A 21,552-nucleotide genomic window follows, 5' to 3' on the forward strand; every position below is an offset into this window, starting at 1 on the left:
CCCCGCAGCTCCTTCGCCGAGGACCGGCGAGAAGCATCACCGCTCGCACGACACCGTCAGCACGACTTCACAAGCGCTGACCGCCGCGGGCCGGTCCGATCACGCCCTGTCAGGCCGCCCTGGCCCGCACCGAAGACCGCCACCGCAGTACCGGCGAGTCCCACCAACTCCTGCACTCGCTGCTCGTCGGCGGCCACCAGGCGCTCACCATCCCCGCAGCCCGCCACCCGCAACAGGCACAGCTGGAGCCGCGCTCTTCCTTGCCTGCTGCAAGATCGGCGGCCTCTCACAGCACCCCCTGGGCATCGTGCAGGCGCGTCCAGACCATGACCAAACTCACCCTTCGGCTCCTCGACGATCCGTACGTCGTCCACCACTGGGCCGGGTTCCTCCTCCCCCGCCTGACCGGTGAGAGGAGCGATCACCCCGTCTCGGTGGTGGCCGGCCTTCGCCACCGGCGCGAGAGCGGCGGCATCAGCCTCCACCGCCCCGGAATGCCGACCCGCCTCCTGCTCACCGGTTTCAACCCGCGCTGGTGGGAGCGGATCGCCGGCCGGCACGCCAGCGGCCGACTACACCATTCGTCCACGGCATGCCGGATACCGGGGGATCACCACGGTATCGCTGCTCCTCAGGGGCGGCGACGGACGGGGCCGCGCCGAGGGCTGGTGGGCGGCGATGGCTAGGTGGTGGGGAGGAAACTGACGACGAGGACGGCGAATTCCTCGGGGTCGAGGATGCGGATGCCCAGTTCTTCGGCCTTGGTGCGCTTGGAGCCGGCCTTCTGACCCGCCACCAGGAGGGTGGTGCGCTTGGACACCGACGACGATGCCTTTCCGCCGGCCCGTTCGATCAGCTCGTTCATCTCGTTCCGGGTCAACACCGCAAGGGGGCCGGTCATGGAGCCGGTTACCACCACGGCCTGTCCGGCCAGCGGGCCGTCCGCCGACTCCTCGCCGCCCTTCGCGTCGGTCGCGAGCTTGTGCGGCTCGGTGACCTGCGTACCGACCAGCTGGGCCTGGAGCTTGTCGAGGAGCGAGGCGAGTTCGACGAGTTCGGCCGCAATGACGCGGGCCTTCTCGGTGCCGATGCCGTCGACCCCGGCCAGCGTGTCCGCGTCGGCGGCCCGGATCGCGGCCATCGAGCCGAAGTGCGCGGCGATCCGGCGGGACATCGTGCGCCCGGTGCCGCGGACACCGAGGGCGCAGAACACGCGGCTCAATGCGGCCCCGCGGACGGTCTCGATCGCGGCCAGGAGGTTGGCGGCGCTGGTCTCACCCATCCGCTCCAGACCGAGGAGCTGCTCGCGGGTCAGCGCGAACAGGTCGGCGATGTCCTTGACCAGACCGGCCTCCACCAACTGGATCGCGCGCGTGCCGCCAAGGCCTTCGATGTCGAGCTGGTCCCGGCCGGCCGCGTAGATCACCGAGGCCACGGCCTGACAGCTTCGGCCTCGTACGCACCGCCACCGCTGCTCGGAGGCGTCGATCGCATCCCCGCATCGGGGGCATGCCTCGGGGAAGACGATCGGGCTCTCGGCGCCGGTGCGCTGATCGACCAGCGGTGCCTCGACCCGGGGGATCACGTCGCCGGCCCGGTACACGAACACCTGGTCGCCGATCATGAGCCCGCGACGCGTGATGTCGGACGGATTGTGGAGCGTGGCGTAGGTGACCGTAACCCCGTCGATGACCACGGGCTGCAGAACGGCGCGCGGGGCGATGATCCCGGTCCGGCCGACGTTCCACTCCACCGCCAGCAGGCGCGTCACCTTGTGTTCGGCCGCCAGTTTCCGGGCCACCGCCCACCTCGGGGCGCGCGAGCCGTTGCCGGCCTGCCGCTGGTCCTCGGCCGTGTCGGCCTTGACGACGACACCGTCGATCCCGAACGGCAGCTCTCCGCGCAGACCCGCGATCACGTCGATACGTTCCTGCACCTGCTCCACGGTCTCACATCGCATCGGGGCGGCGGCCGTGCTGGCGGCCGTGTTCACGCCGAGCGCGGCCAGGTTCTCCAGCAGAGCCACGTGGCCGAGGTCGTCCAGGCCGATCGCGCTGTAGGCGAAGAAGGTCAACTCGATCCTGTAAGGGCGGTCCTTGGCCCGTAGGGTGCCGGCCGCTCCGCTGCGCGGGTGCGCGAAGGGCGTGGCCTCGTGGGCGAGCCGGATCCGGTTGGCTTCCTCGAACTGCGCGGTGGTCAGCAGCACCTCGCCGCGCAGCTCGACGTCGATCGGCCTGGTGAGTACCGGGGGCAGACCGAGGACGGCGTCGGCGGCGTGGGTGATGTCCTCGCCGGCCAGGCCGTCGCCGCGGGTGAGGACCTGCACGAGAGGCCGATCACACAGATGCACATCGTGACCGGCGGAGATGCCGCTCGTTCCGACATGTGGCCCGATTCCTACCGGCTGGCCTCAAGGGGATATTGTCCCCCGGTCACGGACGGCAATGGGATCGTCTGTTCAACCCAGGGGAACCGACATGACTGATCTGAACTCGCTGCGGGCAAGCCTTGCGTCAGGTGAGCACGAGTTCGCCGACACCCTGGCCTTCGTCGCCACGCACTACGCGTATCAGCCGCAGGCGTTCCGCAACGGTGAACTGGAAAATGCCGCAGGTGAGAACGAGGGTTCCTGCAAGACGCTGGGGCTGGCCCTGCTGGAAGGGCTGAGCGACCAAGAGGCGCTGCTGGCATTCGGTGAGCACTATCGCAGTGTGCTGGCGACGCCGAACGACACTGATCACGGCAACATTCGCAACCTCATGGCACATGGTCTGGCAGGGGTGAGCTTCGCCGGGCAACCGTTGGCCCGCAAGAGCTGAACAGCGAAATCCGGGCGAGCACCAAAAGTCACGCCCACCACCCCGTCCTGAAGGCCTCGCCTCGTGCCGCGTGCGCCGACAGCACTGCCTGCAGCGGCGGCGCGGGGTCGGGCCGGGGCTTGCCGAGGCCAGCGCCGCGCACGGCCGGCATGTGCTCGCAGCGTCCGGCCCGCGGTGTGAAGGCGGCGCCGGTGGACTGCCTCATAAGCTGAAGAACCGCTTTCCCTCGTGTGACTGAGGGGTAGTGCCCCAGCTGAAGGTCTCGTAGCCGCGCATCGCCCGCAGCGTCATGCGGGTTGCGTAGCCCTTGCCTTCCCCAAGGCCGGTGACGCGGATCTTGGCGATGAGAGCGTCTACCGCTGCGGCCAGGTGTGCACGTACGAGCTCAGCCGTGGGGTTGAACAGTTCCTCGCCGACCGCGACGAATGCGGGGTGGGCGCAGAGGTGACGAGGTAGGTGCGCTCCAGCTCCTCGTGCTCCCGCTTCTCGATCAGCTGTGGCTGCGTGTGCGCCCTGCCACCAGCTTGCGCTCGAAGTCCTGCAGGCGGCGATGTTGTTGTGGGCGATGGCCCTGTCGAGGTCGTCGCGCAGGCCGATGGCCTCGGACTCCCCTTCGTCGGCCATGATCCGGATCGACGTACCGCCGCGAGGTTGGTGACCTCAACGGGCCCCGGTTCGGCACTCCGAAGTCGGGCCCGCCGCATGCGGCGGTGCGGGCGCGCGTCAGAGCGAGGGGGCGAGCAGGGTCAGCCGCAGGAGTACGGCCACGGCCAGCACCGCCGGAGCGGCGAACCATCCCCGGCCCACCCACTCGGCCTTCACAAAGACCCACGCGAGCAGTGCCGTCACCAGGGCCAGGGCCAGGCCCAGGGCCGCCGCGTGGTTGGCGTGCGCGAGGCCCTCGGTGTCCCAGGGGCCGGCCGGCCCCACCGCGTGCGCCAGGAACGCCAGGTAGCCGGTCACCAGGTTGCCCAGGGCGAGGAGGAGGGCGCACACGACCGTGCCCACCAACCGGGGCCCGCCACCGGCGGGGCGTTGCCGGGCCGGGTGCGTCGTCTCGTTCACCGTAGTGCTCCCCCCGCGTTCGTTCAGGTTGTTGTCGAACAGTCGACCGTACGCCTGGGCGCCGTCGCTCTGGTAGGGGGCCCCGTTTTAGCCGGTGGCGAGTTCCCGCATCTGGTCCCGCGTCACCTCGTGCGCGGGCACATCGGCGAAGCCGCTCTCGGCCTTGAGCTGGCCGGGTCCTTCACCGCGTCCGCGAAGGTCGTACCCCAGCACTTCGGCTGCGCGGCGACCCTGGACGGACATCGGTCCCAGCGACGTCCGGTTGGGGTCCTCGCTCCCCGACACGATGCTGCGCACCAGGCGGGCGACGTCATCCACGACCGCGGGGCCACCCTCAACCTCCTGCCAGGCGATCCCTGCGATCATCTCGGGTCGAAGGCCCGATCCTCGCCGCGGCCTGGATGAGTTCGCTGTTGTGGGGATGTACGAGCGGCGGCCGTCGTCGGACGGCGAGGGCGACGTCGGCTTCGACGTGCTGGTCCCGTGCCCGCACGCCACCCGGTGCACCGCGCACGCCCGGGCACCCGCCTACAGCGTCACCTGCCTCTCTCTGCCCCAGCGTCCCAGGCGGCGGTGACGCACCCCTCCTCCCAGTGCCACCACCCCATTGCCTCACCGTGTACCAAGAGCTTGCGGATCCGCGGCAGGTCAGCCTCGGGCGGGACATCCAAGGCCACCATCCGGTACCGCTCAACGCCCTCACCCGTCGTGCCGAGGCGGTGGAAGACCTCCAGCACGCCCTGACGGGCAGCCGCTGAGCCGTGGTCCTTCAGCCCGATCGGCCGGCGAAAGCCTCGATGCTCGGCTGACGCTCGGAGAATCGACTGCCTTCAGGCGTCGCCGTGATCAAGTCATCGCATGACGCGGCCGGCGTCACACGGATAGTCGGGGAGGTCCACGGTCCTGCTGATTCTCTCCCCCAGCTTGAGCATTCCGTTCAGGAAGAAGGGGCGGGACAGCAGGGTGTTGCGGAGACGTATGCCGGTGGCGGTGCCGGGGGCGAGGAACCTGCCAGTGCGGTCGCCGCCCGCCTGGCAGCCCTGGGCGTACTTCCGAAGCCTGCCCTCGTACCGGGTGAAGGCCGCCCCGTAGTCGCCCTGGGCTCGTGCGAGTTCGCCGGCCAGCACGTAGGCGGCGACCACCGCGGTTCCTGTGCCCATACCGCCGATGGTGGCCCCGCAGGCGGCGTCACCGACCAGGCACACTCGCCCTGTGGACCAGGTATCCACGTCTGAGCGGCTGATCGAGTCGAAGTACAGGTCGGGGGCCCGCTGCAGTGAGGCGAGCAGGCGGGGCACCTCCCAGCCGAGACCGGCGAGCGCGTGGTCGATCAGACGCTTCTGCTGTTCGGGATCATGGCGGTCGTACGACAGTTCAGGCGAGGCGAAGATGACGAACGCTCCTGCCTGTGCCGGGTCCCTGTGGTCGGCGCCGACCGAGGCGAGACGCCCCGGCGCGTTGTATCCGACCGAGCCCTTTCCCAGACCCAGATCGTTGGGCAACGGCCAGGTCGCGGCGTAGTAGCCGAGGTGGCTCACGTACTTCTCCGCTGGGCCGAAGGCGAGGCGACGGACGTTGGAGTGCAATCCGTCCGCGCCGATGACCAGGTCGAAGTCCCGTGAGACTCCCTGCTGGAAGTCGACCCGTACGCCGGTGGGGGTCTCGGTGAGGCCGGTGATCGAGTCGCCGAAGATGTACTCGGTGTGTGGGCGGCTGTGCTCGTACAGCACCCGGGCCAGGTCCCCGCGGAGCACCTCGATGTCGCCGCCCGCGAACTCGGCGGGCAGGTGCAGCAGTGTTCGGCCGCGTTCGTCGACGAAGCGCATCGGGCTGCCGCCTGTCTCGATCCGGCGCAGTTCGGGGATCAGGCCCATGCGTTCCAGGACGGTCAGGTGTGTTTCGCCGCGGAAGTCGACGGCCTGACCGCCGCCGCGCAGGGCTGGGGCCAGTTCGACGACGGTGGGCTTGAAGTTGTGCCGTCCCAGCCAGTAAGCGAGCGCGGGGCCGGCGATGCTCGCGCCGGAGATGAGGACGTTCCTGTTCACGGATTTCTCCACTCTAGAAACTGCGTCCTGCGGACACTGTTATTTACTGTGTACCGTAGACACAGTTGATTCGGCAAGGTCGATCAGGAGGGGCGGCAGACATGGGTGACGAGCACGCCGAGGTGGTGCGGCTGCTGTGGGGTCCGCACCCCAAGCCCGCACGGGGGCCCAGACCGACACTCGACCTGGACCGCATCGCGCAGGCCGGGATCGAGATCGCCGACTCGGAGGGGTTCGCCGATGTGTCCATGCAGCGGGTCGCCGCGCAACTGGGCGTGACCAAGATGGCGCTGTACCGGTACGTGCCGGGCAAGGCTGAGCTGGTCGCTCTGATGGTGGACGCCGCGATCGGCCCATACCCGCAGGTGAGGGCACGACACAGTGGCTGGCGGGAGCAGCTGGAGGAATGGGCCCGCGAGCTGATTCGCGTCTTTCGCCAGCACCCCTGGACGTTGGACGCCACCGTCGGGCCGCGGATCATGGGACCCGCGGAGCTGTCCTGGATGGAGCGTGCCGTCTCCGCCCTGGACGGCACGGGGCTGAGCGGCGCCGAACGGATGGACGCGGCTGTCCTGCTGGTCGGTCATGTACGCGGTATCACCCAGCAGGCCCGCGCAACGGGCCCGGCGGGCAGCCCCGAGGCCCAACTGGGCGCCATCCTCGGCGACCTGATGCAGGCACACGGTGAGCGATTTCCCGCCCTCACCTCAGCCCTCACTTCTGCAGCCCAATCCCACGGCCAGGACCAGGCATGGGAGTTCGGCCTACAGTGCATCCTGGACGGCTTGGCCGTCCTCATCGATGAGCGCGCACGCTGACCCCCATCTCATCGGCGATACCCCCACCTGAAGGCAGCCCACTCACCGATGACCGCCTGCGTGGACGACAGTGACCCCTCACGTCCCGCAGCCAGCCGCATTCGCCTGACCGGCGCGTATCAACATGATGGGTGACTCGGAAGAAGGGCCTACGGGCCGGCATCGCCTGGACGGGGGTGGTGTTCGGTTCCGGGCTGGCGATGTGCTGACGCTGCAATGCCCGCTCACCGAGACCACAGTCGCTTCGGTCCCTCACTTCTACGTGTCCGTGCGATGGCCGTGGAACGACGTCGATCCGGAGGCGCGCGGCTTCTGCTGGAACGGCGAGACCGCGCTGCCCACGGCGGAGGCCTTCGACTGGGACCGTACCCACTTCCGTACCGTGCCGGCGGAAGCAGACCTGAAGGCCGGCGACGCCTGCCTGGTAGGCATCGCGCCGACCGTGGTGCACGTCGCGTCTGTCCACCACTTCGATCCACCTCTGGTGACCGGCACGCTGCCCCGCCCCGCCTGCTACCTCGAAATCCTGCGGCAGGGCGAAGCCCACGATCCCGAGCTCGAGGACCAGGGATATGCCCTCGATCCGGTCGGCGGTGAACCGATCCGCATCGAGTTGCTGTTCCGTCCCTACGCCTTCCTCGAGGCAGGCGACGAAGTCGTTGACCATGACGGGCGTGCCTGGCGGTTCGACGGCCCCTGGGACTGGCATCCCTTCGACGGCCAGCAGCCCACCATCCCGGCCTGGCCACTGGGGCTCCTGTCCCGCACCGGCGATCCGGCACCCGAGGAGACCGCGGCGGTCGCCCAGCAGACGGAGACAGGCAGCCACGAAGAGGAGCTGCAGCATTGGATCCGTCTCGCTCTTGCCAGGCCGTCCACCAACCAGCCGTAGTCGAATGGCCCGAAAGTCGTTGCCCCGCTTCCTCCCGAGGTGGCATGTGCGCCTTAGGGGCTTTGGCTCGACTTCTGTGTTCCTGCTGCAGCGGTTGCCGGTGCTGGATAAAGGCTCGCTGTGCACCGGGCGATCGCCTACCTTGAGCCGGAGCGGGATGGCGCGCATTCTCGCAGGCTGCGGTGCCGTGGCAGAGCGGCCCATTGCGATCGACGTGGGTGAGGTCCCGCTCACGGCGACTGACGGAGACGGGGTGGGCCTGCCCCCATCTGTCCGCGGGTTCAAATCCCGTCGGTACCGCAGCCGACCTTTCACTTTGTCCAGCGCACGTCTGCCACTTCGGTCCAGGTCCACAGAAGTTGAGCCAGACCCGTGGATGCTCCGCGGCAACTGGCGTCGTCTCGGTCGGGGAGTCTCTCCGAAGTGCCGGTTCCCCGGTGGGATTCCGGGCAGCCGTTGGCGGGAGAGGTAGAGAGTCACATCCGTGTTGTTGCGGATCGGTTCGCCGTCGACGGGGTCGTGCGCGCACACGCGCCAGGCGTCGTACCTCCCTCGTCGGACAGTGGGTCGTTGACATACGCTTCCCCGGCCCCGACGTGGTCGGCGGGCACCCCGAGGGCGATGACCTCCGCGCGGGCCTGTGGCCAGGTCTTCCGCACCAAGTCGGCCATGGTGGGCAGGGGCAGGGGACCGCCGTCCTGCGTCGGGGCACGGGTCACCCCGGTGTACGGCGCTGAGGTCCACCATGCGGTCTGCGCCGTCCCCTGACTCCCTCTGGAAGCAGACCGGCCGCAGTCTCCGGGAGCTGAACTTGATGTCCTCGTCCCTGTCGGACGCGTGGAAAACGACCCTGGCACCGGTCTTGGTGATCCTGCCGTAAGCGACTTCCAGACTCTGGCCCCGGACGTCCTGCAGCGGCCTTCTCGAGACCACGGGGGCAGCCGGCGCGGCGAGGGTCGGGTCGGCGGGGTGCTGTGCGCGGCCGGCTTGCGGTCCGGTGGCCCGTCCTTGTCAGGAGCAGGGGCGACCGCGCCCACAAGAGCCCCGGCGCGATCGTCGCCACCCCCTAGCTCTGCTTCGGCCAGGGATTCTCCCGCCACAGGGCAACTAGGGCACATAGCAGCGCGACCACACCCAGCCCGGGCGCGATCAGCCCGCAGAGCGGCACAGCGGCACAGCCGCGATGAACCCGAGACGGGCACGATTCGTCTGCCACCTCCGCCTTCCTGGCCGACGAGCTTGAGGAAGGTGTCTTCGGGAGGCACCGAGAGGTCGATGTCCGGGAGGTCTCCCGAGGATGCGCGCCGCCGGCCGATCGTGATCCGGCCGCCGGAGAGCGCGCCGGGAGAACGGGCCGGCATCGTCAGCACCGCCGGGTGCTCCGTGTCGGTCGGGTGGTGGGCTCGGAGTGCTCGCCGGCGGCCGGCCCTCGCGCTGATTGGCGGGGAGGGCCGGCCGCCGGGTGTGTCACGGCCTGTCAGCAGGCTGGTTACAGGTACCAGCTCTGGGTCGCGAAGGACGGGTCGGACGAGTGCGCCCACTGCTGGGCGGGCGCGCCGTTGGCCAGGCTGGAATCAGCGATCTCGAGGGTCTTGCCGCTGTTCACGTTCCTGATGTCCAGGCCGACGGTGCTGCCGGCCTGCTTGATCGTCCAGAGCATGGTGGGGATGTCGTGGCAGGTGTACTGCTGCGCACGGGCCCCGTTGTCCTTGCTGGAGTTGACGATCTCCAGGCACTTGCCACTGTTGACGTTGACGATCTGGTAGACACCCGCGGTGGCCGTCGGGCGGAACTCCCACTTCGCGCCGGCCTGCGCCCCGCAGGTCCACTGCTGGGCGACGGCACTGTTGTCCTTGCTGGAGTTGACGATCTCCAGGCACTTGCCGCTGTTCGCGTTGCGGATCTGACCGCCTGCGGGCAGGGGGAGGGGCGAGGGCCAGGCGTTGACGCCTGCGGCGACGGCGCCTTGACCGGTGCCCTTGTAGAAGTTGAAGCGCTGCTGGTCGCTCCACAGGCCACCGAGGTCGGTCCTGCCGTCGCCGTCGAAGTCACCGGCCAACATGACGGGCATGTTGTTCCAGGTCTTGTCGTGCCACATGGAGGCACCGGCGTCGAGGCCGCCGGCGGCGTTGCCGCTGTAGCGGCGCAGGGCGCCGTCGGCGGCGATGGCGACGACGTCGTCCCGGCCGTCGTTGTTGAGGTCACCGGTGGTGATCTTCTGGATCGTCAGCCAGGTGGTGTCCGGCCACATCTTCCGGCTCTGGCCGGTCAGGACGCCATCGGGGCCCGTGGAATAGGCGTACAGGGACCCCTTGGCGTCACCCGTACCCCAGACGGCGAGGAGCCCGTCGCGGTTGGAGCCCGCTGCCCGATACCGCTCGAGCTGGCGCATGGCGTCCCAGTTGGCGCTCCCGCCCGTCCACATCGCCTTGCCGGCGGCCAGGCTGCCGTCGGGCCGTCCTGCGTACAGGCGCAGAGCACCGTCGCTCCAGACGGAGGCGATGTCGGTGACCCCGTCCCCGTTGAAGTCACCCCCGATGATCTTCTTGGCGGGACCCCAGGTGCCGTCGGCCCGCCACAGCAGGCGGCCGTACTCGAAGGTGCCGTCGGGGCGGCCTGCGAAGGTGTGGAGGTTTCCGTCGGTGGTGACGGCGGCGACGTCGTCCCGGCCGTCGTTGTTGAAGTCGCCCGAGGCCATCACCTCGGTGACGCTGGGTACCAGGGCCGGCAGACGCACCGCGGGGGTGGTCTTGCGGACCTGGTCCACCCAGGCCGCGACGTCGTCGACACGGACGGCGAGCCCCCCGGTGCGGGTCTCGGCCGGATCCGTGCCGAGGCAGCCACCCTGCCAGGAACGCGAGTTGACTGCCGCCAGCTCCAGACCGCCGTCCTTCTGACGAAGAGCCGGGCCACCGGTGTCACCCTTGCAGACCACCGCGTCGCCCGATGCGTTCAGTCCGAGCGCGCCCCCGTCGACGGAGGCCACGGTGAATGCGCCGGTGTGTGCCTTGTCCGGGACCCATTCCGACTTCGTCCGCCCGAACCCGAGCGAGGTGAGCTGCTCACCGATCGCCGGGGCGGTGGTGGCGATCTTGACCGGTTCCACCCCGACGACGCGCCAGCCGAGCCTCACCATCACCAGGTCGCGGTCCGCGTGAGGGACCAGCTCCACGGCCTCGACCACGGTGCCCGTGGACTGGGTGAGATCGGTGCGGCCCACGGTCACCGTCGTCTTCACGGCGGGCTTGCCGGGCTGGACCGGCGCGGAGCCGTTGCGGAAGCAGGACGCGGCGGTGATCACCCACTGGGCATCGACCAGCGCGCCTGAACAGGCCGCCTTGTCATCCATGTTGAGCTTTGCCGCTGAGGCGTAGCCGTTGCTCGGAGCATCGCTCCCGCCCAGGGCCGCGGCGGGACTCGCGGCGAGAAGGCCGCTGCCCACCGTGGTGGCGATCAGCATGGCAGCCCACGCGCGGCGTGAACTGGTTAGGGGCATATCAATCCTTGTCGTGTGGGGTGGAGTGGTGCCGGGTCGGGCCGGCGGTGCGGAGTGCTATCGCGTGGCGGTGGCGGTGAGGTCGGTCGGCGTGGTGAGAGTGCCCGGGACCTGACGCCAGGCGGTCCACTTGCCCTGGGTGGTGTCGAGGGTCGTGCTCTGGACCTTGCCGGCGGCGCCGATGGCGTAGACGTTGATGTTGCCGGCGGCGGAGGTGCTGGAGAGGCGGGTCAGTCCAGCGCCGCCGATCTTGGTCCAGGACGGCTTGAAGGCGCCGGCGAGGTAGTCGCCCGACTGGCCGTACAGGGCACCGTCGGAGCCGATGACCTGGATCTGGACGGTGGCTCCGACACGGGAGACCGTGATGTCCTTGGCGCCGGTGATGCCACCGGGGATGTCACCCCAGTTGTTCCAGGTGTTGCTGCGGGTGTCGAGGTCGCGGCCGTAGACCTTGCCGCCGGCGATGCCGTAGAGACGGACGTAGGGGCCGGCCTTCACGGAGGTGAGGCTGGTCAGGCCGGTGAATCCCGGGACGGCGGTCCAGTTGTTGTTCCAGCGGCCGGCGTTGTAGTCGCCGACCTGCGTGTGGAGGTCGCCGTTGCTTCCCACGATCTGGACGTACAGGACGTTGTCGATCATGGTGGCGGAGATGTCCTTGACACCCGCGGCGCCGCCCGGCACCTCGGTCCAGTTGCCCCAGACGTTGGTGGCCGGGTTGTACACGCGGTCGTAGACCCTGCCGCCGGCGACACCGACATAGCGGATCGTGCTTCCGGTGTCGACGCTGGTCAGGTTGGTGATCGGGAGGCCGCCGACGCTGTTCCACTGGGCGCCGAAGGCACCGGTGGCCAGGTTGCCGTTCTGGATGGCCAGCGCGTTGGTCGCCGTCGCGGCCAGCGTCACCTTGGAGGGCGCGGCCAGGATGGCGGCGGACACGTCGGTGGTGCCGGAGATGCCGCCCTTGAGTTCCTGGAACGCGCTCCAGGTGCCGGCGCCCGTGTCGAGCCGGGCATGGTTGATCCGGCCCGCGGCGTCGGTTGCGTAGAGTTCGACGGCGTTGCCCGAGGGGGCGCTGGTGATGTTCGTCAGGCCGGTGCCGCCGACCCGGCTCCATACGTCGTTCCAGCGGCCGGCGTCGTAGTTGCCGAGCTGGGTCCACAGGGCGCCGTCAGCGCCGACGATCTGCACCTGAACGTTGTTGCCGATCATGCTGGAGGCGATGTCCTTGACGCCGCTGGCGCCACCGGGTACCTCGCCCCACGGCGTCCAACTGTTGTTGCGGGTGTCGAAGTCGCGGCCGTAGACGCGCCCGTCGGCGACGGCCTGGACGCGCACGATGGGACCGGCGGGCGCGCTGGTGACACGGGTCAGCCCGGACGCTCCGACCGCGGTCCACCGGTCGTTCCAGCGGCCCGCCCGGTAGTCGGCCACCTGCGAGTGGAGGTTGCCGTCGGCGCCGACGATCTGCACGTGGACGCTGCTGCCCACCAGGGAGGCGGCGATGTCCTTGGCGCCGGCGGCGCCACCGGGCACCTCGCCCCAGCCGGACCACTTGCCGTTCGCTGCCAGGTCGAGGTCCTGGCCGTAGACCCGACCGTCGACGATCGCGTAGGCACGCACCGTGTCGCCGTCACGGACGGTCGCCACCCGGGACACGTCCTTGCCGTCGACCTTGGCCCAGGACTGGCCGTACTCCCCGTAACCGAGGTCCCCGAACTGGGACCACATCGCTCCGCCGCCACCGGCCAGCAGGGACACCTGGTTGCCGGTGCGCGGGGCGATGATCGGGTCGATCCACGCCGCGAGGTTGTCGGTGCGGGCGGCTAGGGCGCCGGTACGGGTCTCGGTTGCGGGCACCCCGAGGCAGCCACCCTGCCAGGAGCGGCTGTTGATGCCCACGAGCTCACCGGCGGCGTTGAGGAGGGGGCCTCCCGTGTCTCCCTTGCAGAGGGCGTCGGTGCCCTTGCCGGTGATCGAGAGGGTGGCGGCGTCGGAGGAGTTCGCGGTGAACGTACCGGTGTGGACCTTGCCCGGCACCCAGTCCGTCTTCGTCCGGCCGAAGCCGGCTGCCGCCAGGTCGACGCCGGCCGCGGGAGCGGCGGTGGCGCGCTTGACCGGAGCGATGCCGGTGACGGGGGCGGCCAGCCGGCCCAGGACCAGGTCGCGATCGGTGGCGCTCGCGGAGATTTCCACGATGTCGCGGGCCTGCCCGGAGAACGTGGCGGCGGTCTTCAGCGCGGGCTTCCCGGCCGAGACCGGGCTGCCGGGTGCGGTGGCCAGGCAGCTGGCGGCCGTCAGGACCCAGCGAGGGTCGACCAGGACCGCGCTGCAGCCGCGGCTGCCGGCCTCGTCGCCGATGACGAGTGCCGCGGTGAAGGCGTACCGGTCGGCCGGTGCTTCGGGACCCGTGACGGCCTGGGCAGGGGCAGCCGATACGAGGCCCGCCGCGACCGCGGTGGCCGTGACGAGCAGACCGGTCGCCCGCGCGGGGAGACGAGTTTCAGGCATGGTCTTCTTTCGGAGTGGGAAAGGTTGCCGATCTCGTCAGGTGCGACGCCCGACGAGCGAAGGAGATTTCCGCGGTGGCGATTACTTGGAGGTCCTGATCTCCAGAAGCATGAAATCGCGGCCCTTTTCGTCCGCGGTTTCGCCCACTGCCGTCCAGGCGTTCTTGTCGACGTTGAAGGTCTTTTCCTCGGTGCCCGTGGTCATGTTGACCTGCGAGGCGTATTCATTTCCCTTGATTCCGAACACCGACGGAATCTCCAGGCTCAGGTATCCCTTGTTTCCGGTTGTGCGGAAGCACACCTTCTCGTTCTTGTGGGAGAAGACCTCCATCTGTTCGGGTGCACCCGTGCACTCGGTGAGGAGAATGTGGCCGTCTCCGCTCTTGAGCTTGATCTTCTGCTCCGCGAGGATTTTGTCGGCGTTCGGGTAGGAGAAGTCCTCGATGGCGTAGCCCGGGCCCTCATCGGCGATCGCCTTCGTCGCGAGACCCTCCGCGCCCGCTCCGCCGGTCACTCCGCCCACAGCAACCCAGGTCAGAGCCCCGGCAGCCAGAGCTGCGCCGACGATCCGCAGGATTGCGCTACGTGCCTTCATATTCGTCCTTAGTGTCGATCCAGGAGGTTCGCGAGCGCACGCAAGCGCGCTGCGAGTGAAATCGTTTTGCCTGAGTCCAGAGGCCGCGCGTAATTGCGATTTTCCCCGGGCGCGGCTGATCGCCGCATTCGAAACGAGATTGCTTCTCGGTTCTGCCGAGTGGCTGACGATCTTCTGAATGAAACCAAGACATTCGCGCTCCAGCCAATGGGATAAATACCCTATATCGGGACAGACTTGCCACCGTGAGCGTGACTTGCGCCACCCTCCGGAATGGTTGTGACGATTTTTCGAAAATCCGTGGACGAGATCCAGCCATCTTTCGGCCGCAGCGCCAGTCGGGTTCTATTCGAGTGCGTTCCGGCCGTGTGGGCTGCATATGGTCGAGCCATCGCCGTCCGGTGAAGAATCACGGACGGGTTTTACCCTCGGCCTCGACGAGGAATGACAGTTGAAGAGGTTCTTCGGTGCAGGAAACATTCTGGAGTCGACGCCGATGCGCGACCGCGATGGCGGCCGGCGTGGCAGCTGTATCGACCCCGCTGCTGCTCACCACCCCGGTCCGGGCGGCCCCCGGAGCAGCCGCTCCGGCCGGCGACGCCCTGATCCTGTCGGACACGGACCGGGCCAAGGTCGTCAAGGCGTGGATTCTGGGCGGCCGTTCGGTCAGGCAGGCGGCTGCCTGCGCACTGGGCGGTACCGACCAGGAGATCAGGACCTTCCCCACCGAGCAGTCACTGAAGGACACGCGGACTCGGCGGACAAGTCAGCCGCTGATGCCCAGGCCTCGGCGAACAAGGCCAAGGACGCCGCCGCCACCGCCCAGAGCGCCTCCCGCGCGGCCAACCACTCCGCCAACCGCGCCGTCGACGCGGCCCGCAGCGCCCTGACCTCCGCCTACAACGCCCAGGCCTCCGCCGCCAACGCCCACCAGTCCGAGCTCGCCGCCGGCCGCGACGCCAAGACCGCTGCCACCGCCGCCGCCGAAGCACGCCAGATCGCCGCGGACAAGCGGACGGCCGAGGTGCGCGAAGCCGCGCGCGTGGCCGCCGAACAAGCACAGAAGGACCGGGACGCCAACCGCAACCCCTCCGACACGACACACAACGACACGGTCAACCCCAAGGGAAGCCAGTCCGGCAAGGACGAATGGTGGAACGACGCCAAGTGGTGGGCTGACACCGCCGACAAGGTGAGCACGGCCGCAGGACTCCTCGCGGCAGGTTTCGCCGTCTCGTGCGTGTTCTTCCCGGCAGCACCCGTTCTCGGCAGCATCGCCGCAGTCTGCCTCGGCGTCTCCGTACTCGCCGCCGGAGTCAGCGCGATCGCCACCGGAATCGAATACGGCTTCACCAGCGGCGAATTCGCATCATCCGCCGGCCGCGCAGCACTGGGACTGCTCACCCGCGGCGGCGGACGTGCCGCCGCCACCGTGGCCAAGCCGGTCGTCCGCACCGTGGAAAAGGCCGCCGGGGCCGCATCCAAATTGCTCTACGACCTCGTCTCCTGACAGCCGAACCGTCACTTCCTCCCCCTCGCCATGCCGACCGCTCCGAGTGGTCTGCACAATCGCCAGGCGAATCGTTTCAGCCAACCCTTGTGACAGACCGTCAATGACCGTTCAACCGGCCCGATTTCCGAATGGGTCGCGCTGATGGCACCAAGCGACAGAAAGCGACATGGACGGCAATTCGGTTCAACTGAACCTGCATTCCGGTCAGATGTCGCTCGGGTTGGCTCCCTCCCGAGAGAAAACATGATTTCACCACGCAGGAGGCGGATTCTTTCCGGCCTCTTCCTCGCCATGAGTCTCACAACCACCGGCACAGCCGCCGCCGACGGCCACGTCGCACCGGCCCAGGCGCCGGCCGCGGTCGCCCCGGCCGAACCCACCGGCGTTCCCGCCCCCGCCAAGACCCAGCCCACCAAAACCCAACCCGCAACGATGAGTTCCGGCGAGGACTGCCGGCCCACGGCCGCCGGCTCCCACGAGCGCAAGGCGGGCGCCGTGCAGGCCTGTGTCACCACGAGCACCACGCCGGTGACCCCGCTCTGGCGCAAGCCCCGCGCCGCCGCGCCGCCGGCGGCAGCCCCTGCCGCCGCCGCCGACCCGGGCAGCTGCGCGATCACAACCCCCGGGACGTGGTGGCACGCCCGCTTCCAGTACTGCGTGCACGGCCTGACCGTGCTGTACACGCTCAAGGACACCAACGGCGCGGTGGTCGGCACCGGAACGCTCAACGTTTCGAGCGGTGCCGTCCTGCCCGCCAAGGACACAAAGTGGACTGAACTCGTCTCGGTGACCATGACCGGTGCGACTCAGGCCGTGACGGCCCTGAGTGTGCGGTTCAGGCCTGCGTGCTCGGCCGGTTGCAAGGTCACCAAGTCCCCCCGGTGGACGGGTAAGATCCTCATCAAGGACCAGGTCCTCTCCGGTGATGTGGGCTACGAAGCCACCACCCCGGCTCCCGGCGCCAAGGTCGAAATCACGACGTCGTACGAGTTGTTCGTGACGTCTCCCGGCGCCCAGATCACGGACCCGAGCGCCTCCTGGAGCAACCCCGAGAAGATCCGCTGCGACGACGACGTACGGGATGCGGCCACCACCGGCACGGCCGACCCCGGCTGCGTCGTGCCCAGCATCATGCCGGTCGTCAGGATGAGCGACCAGCCGACCCCGCAGGGCGCGGGGGCCGCGGCGGCCGGCTACCTGTGGGCCCAGAGCAACCTCCCCGACGGCTGGGGACGCGCCAAGCCGCTGACCCGGGCACGGGGCGACATAGCCGGCCGGACGGCCCGGACCTGCGGAACCTTCCAGGCCCGGACGGACCTCGTGCCGGACGACAGATGCGACGAGTTCCCCTTCTCGGAAACCAGCGAAGGTGGAACCGACGGCGCTCGGTGCGCCGAGCTCCTCCCCCGTCACAGCGCCAACGGGTGGGTGGTCGATGTGCTCGATGGGGGCACGAGCAGCCCGTGTGCGCGCGCTCACGTCCCGCTCGAGGACAAGAACGCTGCCAAGAATCAGCTCGCCGCAGGCTTCGCGAGCCAGCGAGTGGTGGATGGCGAAAAGTTCGAGGTGGAGGTATCCGGTTCGATCGCCGAGCCCAAGGCCGTCTGCCGTCAGAGCACTCCGGCCGGGGCGTTCACATCCGGCAACGGGTGGATCAAGAACACCACCGAACCGGTCCCGCACGTCAACAAGACCACCACCCCGCTCGGCCCGCCCGGTGTTCGGGCGAGCGTGGCCCAGGCCTGCCTGGGTTCGCCGACGGTAGAGGGCAGCGTTGCGACGGGGGACATCACGGGCTGGGCGGACGCCGAGTTGTTCCGCCGGAACAACTCCTCCACAGCCGGGCTTGCCCGGTGCCACCTGATCGCCAAAGCCCTCGGTGGAACGGGCGCGGTGCGGGACGGCGGACAGATCAATCTCGTTCCCTGTTGGCAGTCCGGCATGAACACCGGAACTCCCAGCATGCGGACCTACGAGGCCGTTGCCCAAAATGCGTCGAGGCCCGCGAAGGACGGCGGCATCCTCGGGCCGAATGACGCGATCTTCTACGAGGTGACGCCCGACTACCAGAGCCCCGACAGCACGATTCCCCAGGGCGTCAAGATGACCGCTAGGGTTGAACGTTCGAACGGAACAACCCAGCCGCTGTTCCCCGATATCTACATCTCCAACACCTATAAGAAGACTGGGCTGCTGAACCTCGGAAACTAGCCCATCTGATGCGCACCATCGGGAGCCGGAATGAGCCGTACCACCCCGCAGCGGTCGATTGACGTCACCGCGTTCTTCCCTCAACTGGCCCCGCTGGCGCGCACAGCGACCCGGCTGCATCCCCGCCCCGGGTCTCCGACACCGCACGACAGCTCCGTCGGCGGGCCGCTGCTGTGGCCCGCCGACGAGCCGTGGCCCCACTGCGACGAAGGGCACGGGGGACCGGGTCCGGTCGCCATGGTTCCCGTGGCACAGCTGTACGTGCGCGACATACCCCTGCTGCGGCCGCCCGGCGGGGCCGATCTGCTCCAGGTGCTGTGGTGCCCCTTCGACCACGAGCCGGATGACAAGCCGCTCACGGTCCTGTTCTGGCGGACCGCCGCCGAGGTCACCGACGTCCTCGCCGCGCCGCCCGAGCCGTTCGCGGTGGAATACGACGGCTATGTGCCCAAGCCGTGCCTGCTCGAGCCGGAGCAGATCACGGACTACCCCAACCGCATGGAGCTGAGCAAGGAGTTGCAGCAGCAGCTGGCAGACTGGAGCAGATGGCAAGAAGCTGGGGTGGACAGCGGATATGCTCCTGCCCCGGACGAGTTCTACTGGGACGAGCTGTCCGTCGTTCCCGGCTGGAAGGTCGGTGGGTGGTCCCGCTGGGGCCTCACCGATCCAGTCCCCCGGCCCTGCCCCGCTTGCGGCACCGAGATGGACCCGCTGCTGACCATCGCCTCGTCCGAATGGGCATCCAACACCCGCAGTTGGATCCCCTACGAAGACCAAGCCCTCTCCACGGCCACCATCGACAATCCCCAACCGTGGAACCCGACCCGGCTCGACCTCGCCCGAGGCTACGATCTGCAGCTGCACGTCTGCCCGGTCTCCCCGGATCATCCGCACATCGGCCTCATCCAGTGAGGTCATCTCCGCGGTCACTCCGGCTGATTCGTGTCCGCAAGATCAGCTCCGGTCGGCGGGGGGCACGTGTCGGGACGATGAGCCGGTAGATCTCTCGTGCGTCGTAGCGGTTGAGTTTGAGGCAGCGGATGATCTCGCGACGTGTCTTGCCCTCGGCAAGAGGTCGCCGCAGATGGTCCCGGCTGCAGCGGCTCCCGGACCCGCCCCGAACCGGGGCACGTCCTTCGTGGGTCACGTCCAGGCGCAGCCGCTGGTAGCGCAGCGCAGCGCGAAAGACGCCGCCGTGGCGGTACGGAGCGGCCGACCGCGCGCAGCCGGCCGTACATGTCGGGGCGGCCGAGGACGAGTAGCCGACTCCGCGTCGCGACTGTCATAAGTGTCGTCCGACATGGAAATGTCAGTGGCCCGGCATCGGAAACGTCAGTGGGGTCCGTGCTTCGGGGGTGAGCCGGTTCTCGCCGGTCCGTCCAAGGAGTCCAGGTAGGTGGAGAGCTGACCAGCGGCGTACAGCTGGGCCAATCCGCGCGCCGTGAGGTCGCGCCGCCACGGTTCCAGGGTCCTGGCCAGCGCATTGAGGCTGCCGGCGTCGCGGAGTTCTCCGAGGATGGCGGCGATGGTGCCCAGGGGCCGGCCTCCCCGGCGCAGCAGGTGCGCCAGTTCGGCGTCGCGCACGTCCTGCGCAAGGTACAGGCGGTGCCCGGTGCGCGAGTCACGTTGTGGCGTGAGGACTCCAGCGCGTTCCCAGGCGCGCAGGGTGGCCGGGTTGAGCGCGAGGTGGGCGGCGAGTTCACCGATGCTGTACGGCGTCCGAGTGCCGCCCGCTGCATCCGGGGTGGAGGCGCCGAGATGTGAGAGCGCTGCTTCGACGGTTCGCAGCGTGTTGCGGTCGCGCGCCAGGAGCGCGTGCCCGTCGTCGACGTACTCCAGTGCTTCGTCGAGCCGGCCGCCGGTGACGGCATGCATGATGCGTCGGCTCGTCGAGTAGCCGAAGGCCGGGACGAGCGCCAGGTAGGCCGCGAGGCCGGCGGCATGAGCCGCGGTGTAGTCCCGGTACCCCGTCCGGCTGCGGTGGGCCGGCGGGATGATGCCGGCGTTCTCGTAGTTGCGGACCGCCTGCGTGGAGAGGCCATGGCGACGGGCCAGGTCCACGGGCCGCATGTGACCTCCGGTTGAGGGTTCTGACGCAGGTGAGCGGAGAATGCGTCGCAGAGTCTCCACCGAGTGTTCAAGGATACGATTCAGGGCCATGGCACAGAGCACGCACACCGTGTACGGAGACTTCGATCTGACGATGGACGAGCTGCGCGTCGTGGCGCGTTACGTGGTCCGGCACGCAGAGGACGTCCTGTCGGTCTTTGAGCAGGCTGTTCCAGATGATCCGCGCCCCCGTGCGGCGATCGACGCGGCCTGGGCGTTCATCAACGGCGCCAAAAGGACGAAATTGCAGCGCGTCACTTCCATCGACGCTCATCGGGCCGCCCGGTCCGCACCCTCCGAAGCCGCGCGACTGGCCGCGCGATCCGCCGGTGACGCCGCATCGGCCGCGTACCTGCATCCCATCGCCCAGGCCGGCCAAGTCGGCCACATCCTGCGGGCCTGCGCGAGCGCTGCGCGCATCGGGGAGATGGAGGCAGGCGGTGATCCCGCGATCGGAGATGGCCTGCTGGAACGGTCGCGGCAGCGTGCGACCCCGGTGCTCATCGATGTGCTCCGCCGCTACCCGCCCGCAGCGGGCGGCAGCAGTCGTGTCGCTCGGCTGATGCGCACTCTGGATCATTCCCTGCGCCAGGCGGCTGACCGGCCGACGGGGCACACCGCAGCGAGCGGCGCCGATGCGTGCAGGAGGGAGTGCACGTCGTGATCCTCCCGACGGTCCGCGACCCTCGCTTCGTGACGATCCGCCGTGGTGGGACTCTCACTGATGCGGATCACCGTCTCCTCGCTCTCTGGGCTGCCACCTGTGCGGAGCACGTCCTTGGCCTCTTCGAGGCGGCCCGGCCCGGGGACCCGCGACCGCGCCGGGCGATCGAGCATGCCCGTGCCTGGGTACGTGGCGAGGTCAAGATGATGCAGGCCCGCGCGGCGGGCGGCCATGCGATGGGGGCGGCCAGAGATTTGCGTGGGGCAGCACGGCATGCCGCGTACGCCGCCGGCCAGGCCGGGGCCGTCGCCCACGTCGCCGCGCACGAGCTCGGCGCGGCCGCCTACGCGATCAAGGCCGCACGTGCGGCGGCACCGGAAGGCGAGAGCGAGACCGCAGGACGACTCGAGTGCCAGTGGCAGCGCAATCAGCTCCCGGAGGCGATCCGTCAGCTCGTACGTGATGACCAGCGGCTGCGCAACGACATCTGCTGGTCGGTATTCGACTGCTAAGCCGCACGACGACCGCTGCAGCGACTGTCTTGCGGGAGACGTCTCGGCGCTCTGCCGTGGACTTCGAGGAGCCTCGCTCGCGCGTGCGGAGGCATTGCATCTGGGCGGCGCGATGTCGGCACGGCACGGGTGAACAGGGTGCGCTCCGCGCGTCCCGGGCCATCGAGAGGCTTGTCGCGCAGCAGGGCCCGCCCTGCGGTGGTGTCGTTGCTCAGGAACGGATCTTGGGTGCCTCCGCCTGTGGACAGCGTCCAGCCGGCCTGTTCGCCGACTACCGGTCGAGGTCGCAGCCGGCCAAGTTGGTGT

Annotated in this window: 20 protein-coding genes and 1 tRNA gene; 11 read left to right on the forward strand and 10 right to left on the reverse strand. The window is 69.1% G+C overall.

Annotated features, from left to right (window positions below):
* Positions 1–326: 326 nt before the first annotated feature.
* A complete protein-coding gene (locus tag ACGFZK_RS21265) occupies positions 327–686 on the forward strand; it encodes a hypothetical protein (RefSeq protein ID WP_393850435.1) in 360 nt (119 codons plus the stop codon).
* On the opposite strand, the gene ligA is transcribed toward ACGFZK_RS21265, so the two are convergent.
* Positions 683–2,326, reverse strand: a complete 1,644-nt coding sequence (gene ligA, locus ACGFZK_RS21270; protein ID WP_393850436.1) for an NAD-dependent DNA ligase LigA — start codon at positions 2,324–2,326, stop codon at positions 683–685. The genes ACGFZK_RS21265 and ligA overlap by 4 nt on opposite strands.
* 151 nt (positions 2,327–2,477) lie before the next feature.
* Here ligA and ACGFZK_RS21275 point away from each other — a divergent pair, with 151 nt between their 5' ends.
* Complete coding sequence (locus tag ACGFZK_RS21275) at positions 2,478–2,819, forward strand: HopJ type III effector protein (RefSeq protein WP_393850437.1); 342 nt, start codon at positions 2,478–2,480, stop codon at positions 2,817–2,819.
* A 201-nt stretch (positions 2,820–3,020) separates the two neighbouring features.
* Here the strand turns inward: ACGFZK_RS21275 and ACGFZK_RS21280 are convergent, their stop codons facing one another.
* From ACGFZK_RS21280 to ACGFZK_RS21300, 5 genes are all read right to left on the reverse strand, one after another.
* The gene (locus tag ACGFZK_RS21280; RefSeq protein WP_393850438.1) at positions 3,021–3,443 is read right to left on the reverse strand and encodes a hypothetical protein; all 423 of its coding nucleotides are present in this window, start codon (positions 3,441–3,443) and stop codon (positions 3,021–3,023) included.
* 99 nt (positions 3,444–3,542) lie between these two features.
* On the reverse strand, positions 3,543–3,884 hold the full coding sequence (locus ACGFZK_RS21285; protein ID WP_393850439.1) for a hypothetical protein: 342 nt from the start codon (positions 3,882–3,884) through the stop codon (positions 3,543–3,545).
* An 87-nt stretch (positions 3,885–3,971) separates the two neighbouring features.
* The gene (locus ACGFZK_RS21290; protein WP_393850440.1) at positions 3,972–4,202 is read right to left on the reverse strand and encodes a hypothetical protein; all 231 of its coding nucleotides are present in this window, start codon (positions 4,200–4,202) and stop codon (positions 3,972–3,974) included.
* Between the two features lie 218 nt (positions 4,203–4,420).
* The gene (locus ACGFZK_RS21295) at positions 4,421–4,621 is read right to left on the reverse strand and encodes a DUF4265 domain-containing protein (protein WP_393850441.1); all 201 of its coding nucleotides are present in this window, start codon (positions 4,619–4,621) and stop codon (positions 4,421–4,423) included.
* Between the two features lie 114 nt (positions 4,622–4,735).
* Positions 4,736–5,929 carry an FAD-dependent monooxygenase gene (locus tag ACGFZK_RS21300; protein WP_393850442.1) on the reverse strand — a complete coding sequence of 398 codons (1,194 nt, stop codon included), beginning with the start codon at positions 5,927–5,929 and terminating at the stop codon, positions 4,736–4,738.
* A 101-nt stretch (positions 5,930–6,030) separates the two neighbouring features.
* On the opposite strand from ACGFZK_RS21300, the gene ACGFZK_RS21305 reads away from it, so the two are divergent.
* From ACGFZK_RS21305 to ACGFZK_RS21315, 3 genes are all read left to right on the forward strand, one after another.
* Complete coding sequence (locus ACGFZK_RS21305) at positions 6,031–6,747, forward strand: TetR/AcrR family transcriptional regulator (protein WP_393850443.1); 717 nt, start codon at positions 6,031–6,033, stop codon at positions 6,745–6,747.
* Positions 6,748–6,949: 202 nt separating this feature from the next.
* Entirely contained in the window at positions 6,950–7,639 is a 690-nt protein-coding gene (locus tag ACGFZK_RS21310; RefSeq protein WP_393850444.1) for a hypothetical protein, read from the forward strand.
* A gap of 181 nt (positions 7,640–7,820) precedes the next feature.
* Positions 7,821–7,939: transfer RNA gene (locus ACGFZK_RS21315), tRNA-Arg, on the forward strand.
* Between the two features lie 1,189 nt (positions 7,940–9,128).
* Here the strand turns inward: ACGFZK_RS21315 and ACGFZK_RS21320 are convergent.
* From ACGFZK_RS21320 to ACGFZK_RS21330, 3 genes are all read right to left on the reverse strand, one after another.
* On the reverse strand, positions 9,129–11,135 hold the full coding sequence (locus ACGFZK_RS21320; RefSeq protein ID WP_393850445.1) for an RICIN domain-containing protein: 2,007 nt from the start codon (positions 11,133–11,135) through the stop codon (positions 9,129–9,131).
* A 57-nt stretch (positions 11,136–11,192) separates the two neighbouring features.
* Positions 11,193–13,643 carry a trypsin-like serine protease gene (locus tag ACGFZK_RS21325; protein WP_393850446.1) on the reverse strand — a complete coding sequence of 817 codons (2,451 nt, stop codon included), beginning with the start codon at positions 13,641–13,643 and terminating at the stop codon, positions 11,193–11,195.
* 81 nt (positions 13,644–13,724) lie between these two features.
* Positions 13,725–14,237, reverse strand: coding sequence for a hypothetical protein (locus tag ACGFZK_RS21330; protein WP_393850447.1), 513 nt, complete (start codon positions 14,235–14,237; stop codon positions 13,725–13,727).
* Positions 14,238–14,746: 509 nt separating this feature from the next.
* Here ACGFZK_RS21330 and ACGFZK_RS21335 point away from each other — a divergent pair.
* From ACGFZK_RS21335 to ACGFZK_RS21350, 4 genes are all read left to right on the forward strand, one after another.
* Positions 14,747–15,127, forward strand: coding sequence for an ALF repeat-containing protein (locus ACGFZK_RS21335; RefSeq protein WP_393850516.1), 381 nt, complete (start codon positions 14,747–14,749; stop codon positions 15,125–15,127).
* A 134-nt stretch (positions 15,128–15,261) separates the two neighbouring features.
* Positions 15,262–15,747, forward strand: a complete 486-nt coding sequence (locus ACGFZK_RS21340; protein WP_393850448.1) for a hypothetical protein — start codon at positions 15,262–15,264, stop codon at positions 15,745–15,747.
* 246 nt (positions 15,748–15,993) lie between these two features.
* Positions 15,994–17,961: a DNA/RNA non-specific endonuclease gene (locus tag ACGFZK_RS21345; protein ID WP_393850449.1), complete on the forward strand. Its 1,968-nt coding sequence runs from the start codon at positions 15,994–15,996 to the stop codon at positions 17,959–17,961.
* 30 nt (positions 17,962–17,991) lie between these two features.
* A complete protein-coding gene (locus tag ACGFZK_RS21350; RefSeq protein WP_393850450.1) occupies positions 17,992–18,873 on the forward strand; it encodes a hypothetical protein in 882 nt (293 codons plus the stop codon).
* Between the two features lie 420 nt (positions 18,874–19,293).
* Here ACGFZK_RS21350 and ACGFZK_RS21355 read toward each other — a convergent pair whose 3' ends face one another.
* Complete coding sequence (locus tag ACGFZK_RS21355) at positions 19,294–20,031, reverse strand: MerR family transcriptional regulator (protein ID WP_393850451.1); 738 nt, start codon at positions 20,029–20,031, stop codon at positions 19,294–19,296.
* Between the two features lie 88 nt (positions 20,032–20,119).
* Here ACGFZK_RS21355 and ACGFZK_RS21360 point away from each other — a divergent pair, with 88 nt between their 5' ends.
* Positions 20,120–20,734: a putative immunity protein gene (locus ACGFZK_RS21360; RefSeq protein ID WP_393850452.1), complete on the forward strand. Its 615-nt coding sequence runs from the start codon at positions 20,120–20,122 to the stop codon at positions 20,732–20,734.
* A complete protein-coding gene (locus ACGFZK_RS21365; RefSeq protein ID WP_393850453.1) occupies positions 20,731–21,246 on the forward strand; it encodes a putative immunity protein in 516 nt (171 codons plus the stop codon). The genes ACGFZK_RS21360 and ACGFZK_RS21365 overlap by 4 nt, the downstream gene beginning before the upstream one ends.
* Positions 21,247–21,552: the final 306 nt, after the last annotated feature.

The organism is Streptomyces sp. NPDC048257 (genome assembly GCF_043201855.1).
GTDB lineage: Bacteria > Actinomycetota > Actinomycetes > Streptomycetales > Streptomycetaceae > Streptomyces.

What these genes read in the sequence shown, in the direction of transcription:
- ACGFZK_RS21320 (WP_393850445.1), bottom strand. Translation starts at nt 11,135, where the DNA reads ATGCCCCTAACCAGTTCACGCCGCGCGTGGGCTGCCATGCTGATCGCC.
- ACGFZK_RS21325 (WP_393850446.1), bottom strand. Translation starts at nt 13,643, where the DNA reads ATGCCTGAAACTCGTCTCCCCGCGCGGGCGACCGGTCTGCTCGTCACG.
- ACGFZK_RS21335 (WP_393850516.1), top strand. Translation starts at nt 14,747, where the DNA reads ATGGCGGCCGGCGTGGCAGCTGTATCGACCCCGCTGCTGCTCACCACC.
- ACGFZK_RS21280 (WP_393850438.1), bottom strand. Translation starts at nt 3,443, where the DNA reads ATGGCCGACGAAGGGGAGTCCGAGGCCATCGGCCTGCGCGACGACCTC.
- ACGFZK_RS21345 (WP_393850449.1), top strand. Translation starts at nt 15,994, where the DNA reads ATGATTTCACCACGCAGGAGGCGGATTCTTTCCGGCCTCTTCCTCGCC.
- ACGFZK_RS21350 (WP_393850450.1), top strand. Translation starts at nt 17,992, where the DNA reads ATGAGCCGTACCACCCCGCAGCGGTCGATTGACGTCACCGCGTTCTTC.
- ACGFZK_RS21275 (WP_393850437.1), top strand. Translation starts at nt 2,478, where the DNA reads ATGACTGATCTGAACTCGCTGCGGGCAAGCCTTGCGTCAGGTGAGCAC.
- ACGFZK_RS21265 (WP_393850435.1), top strand. Translation starts at nt 327, where the DNA reads ATGACCAAACTCACCCTTCGGCTCCTCGACGATCCGTACGTCGTCCAC.
- ACGFZK_RS21330 (WP_393850447.1), bottom strand. Translation starts at nt 14,237, where the DNA reads ATGAAGGCACGTAGCGCAATCCTGCGGATCGTCGGCGCAGCTCTGGCT.
- ACGFZK_RS21355 (WP_393850451.1), bottom strand. Translation starts at nt 20,031, where the DNA reads ATGCGGCCCGTGGACCTGGCCCGTCGCCATGGCCTCTCCACGCAGGCG.
- ACGFZK_RS21305 (WP_393850443.1), top strand. Translation starts at nt 6,031, where the DNA reads ATGGGTGACGAGCACGCCGAGGTGGTGCGGCTGCTGTGGGGTCCGCAC.
- ACGFZK_RS21360 (WP_393850452.1), top strand. Translation starts at nt 20,120, where the DNA reads ATGGCACAGAGCACGCACACCGTGTACGGAGACTTCGATCTGACGATG.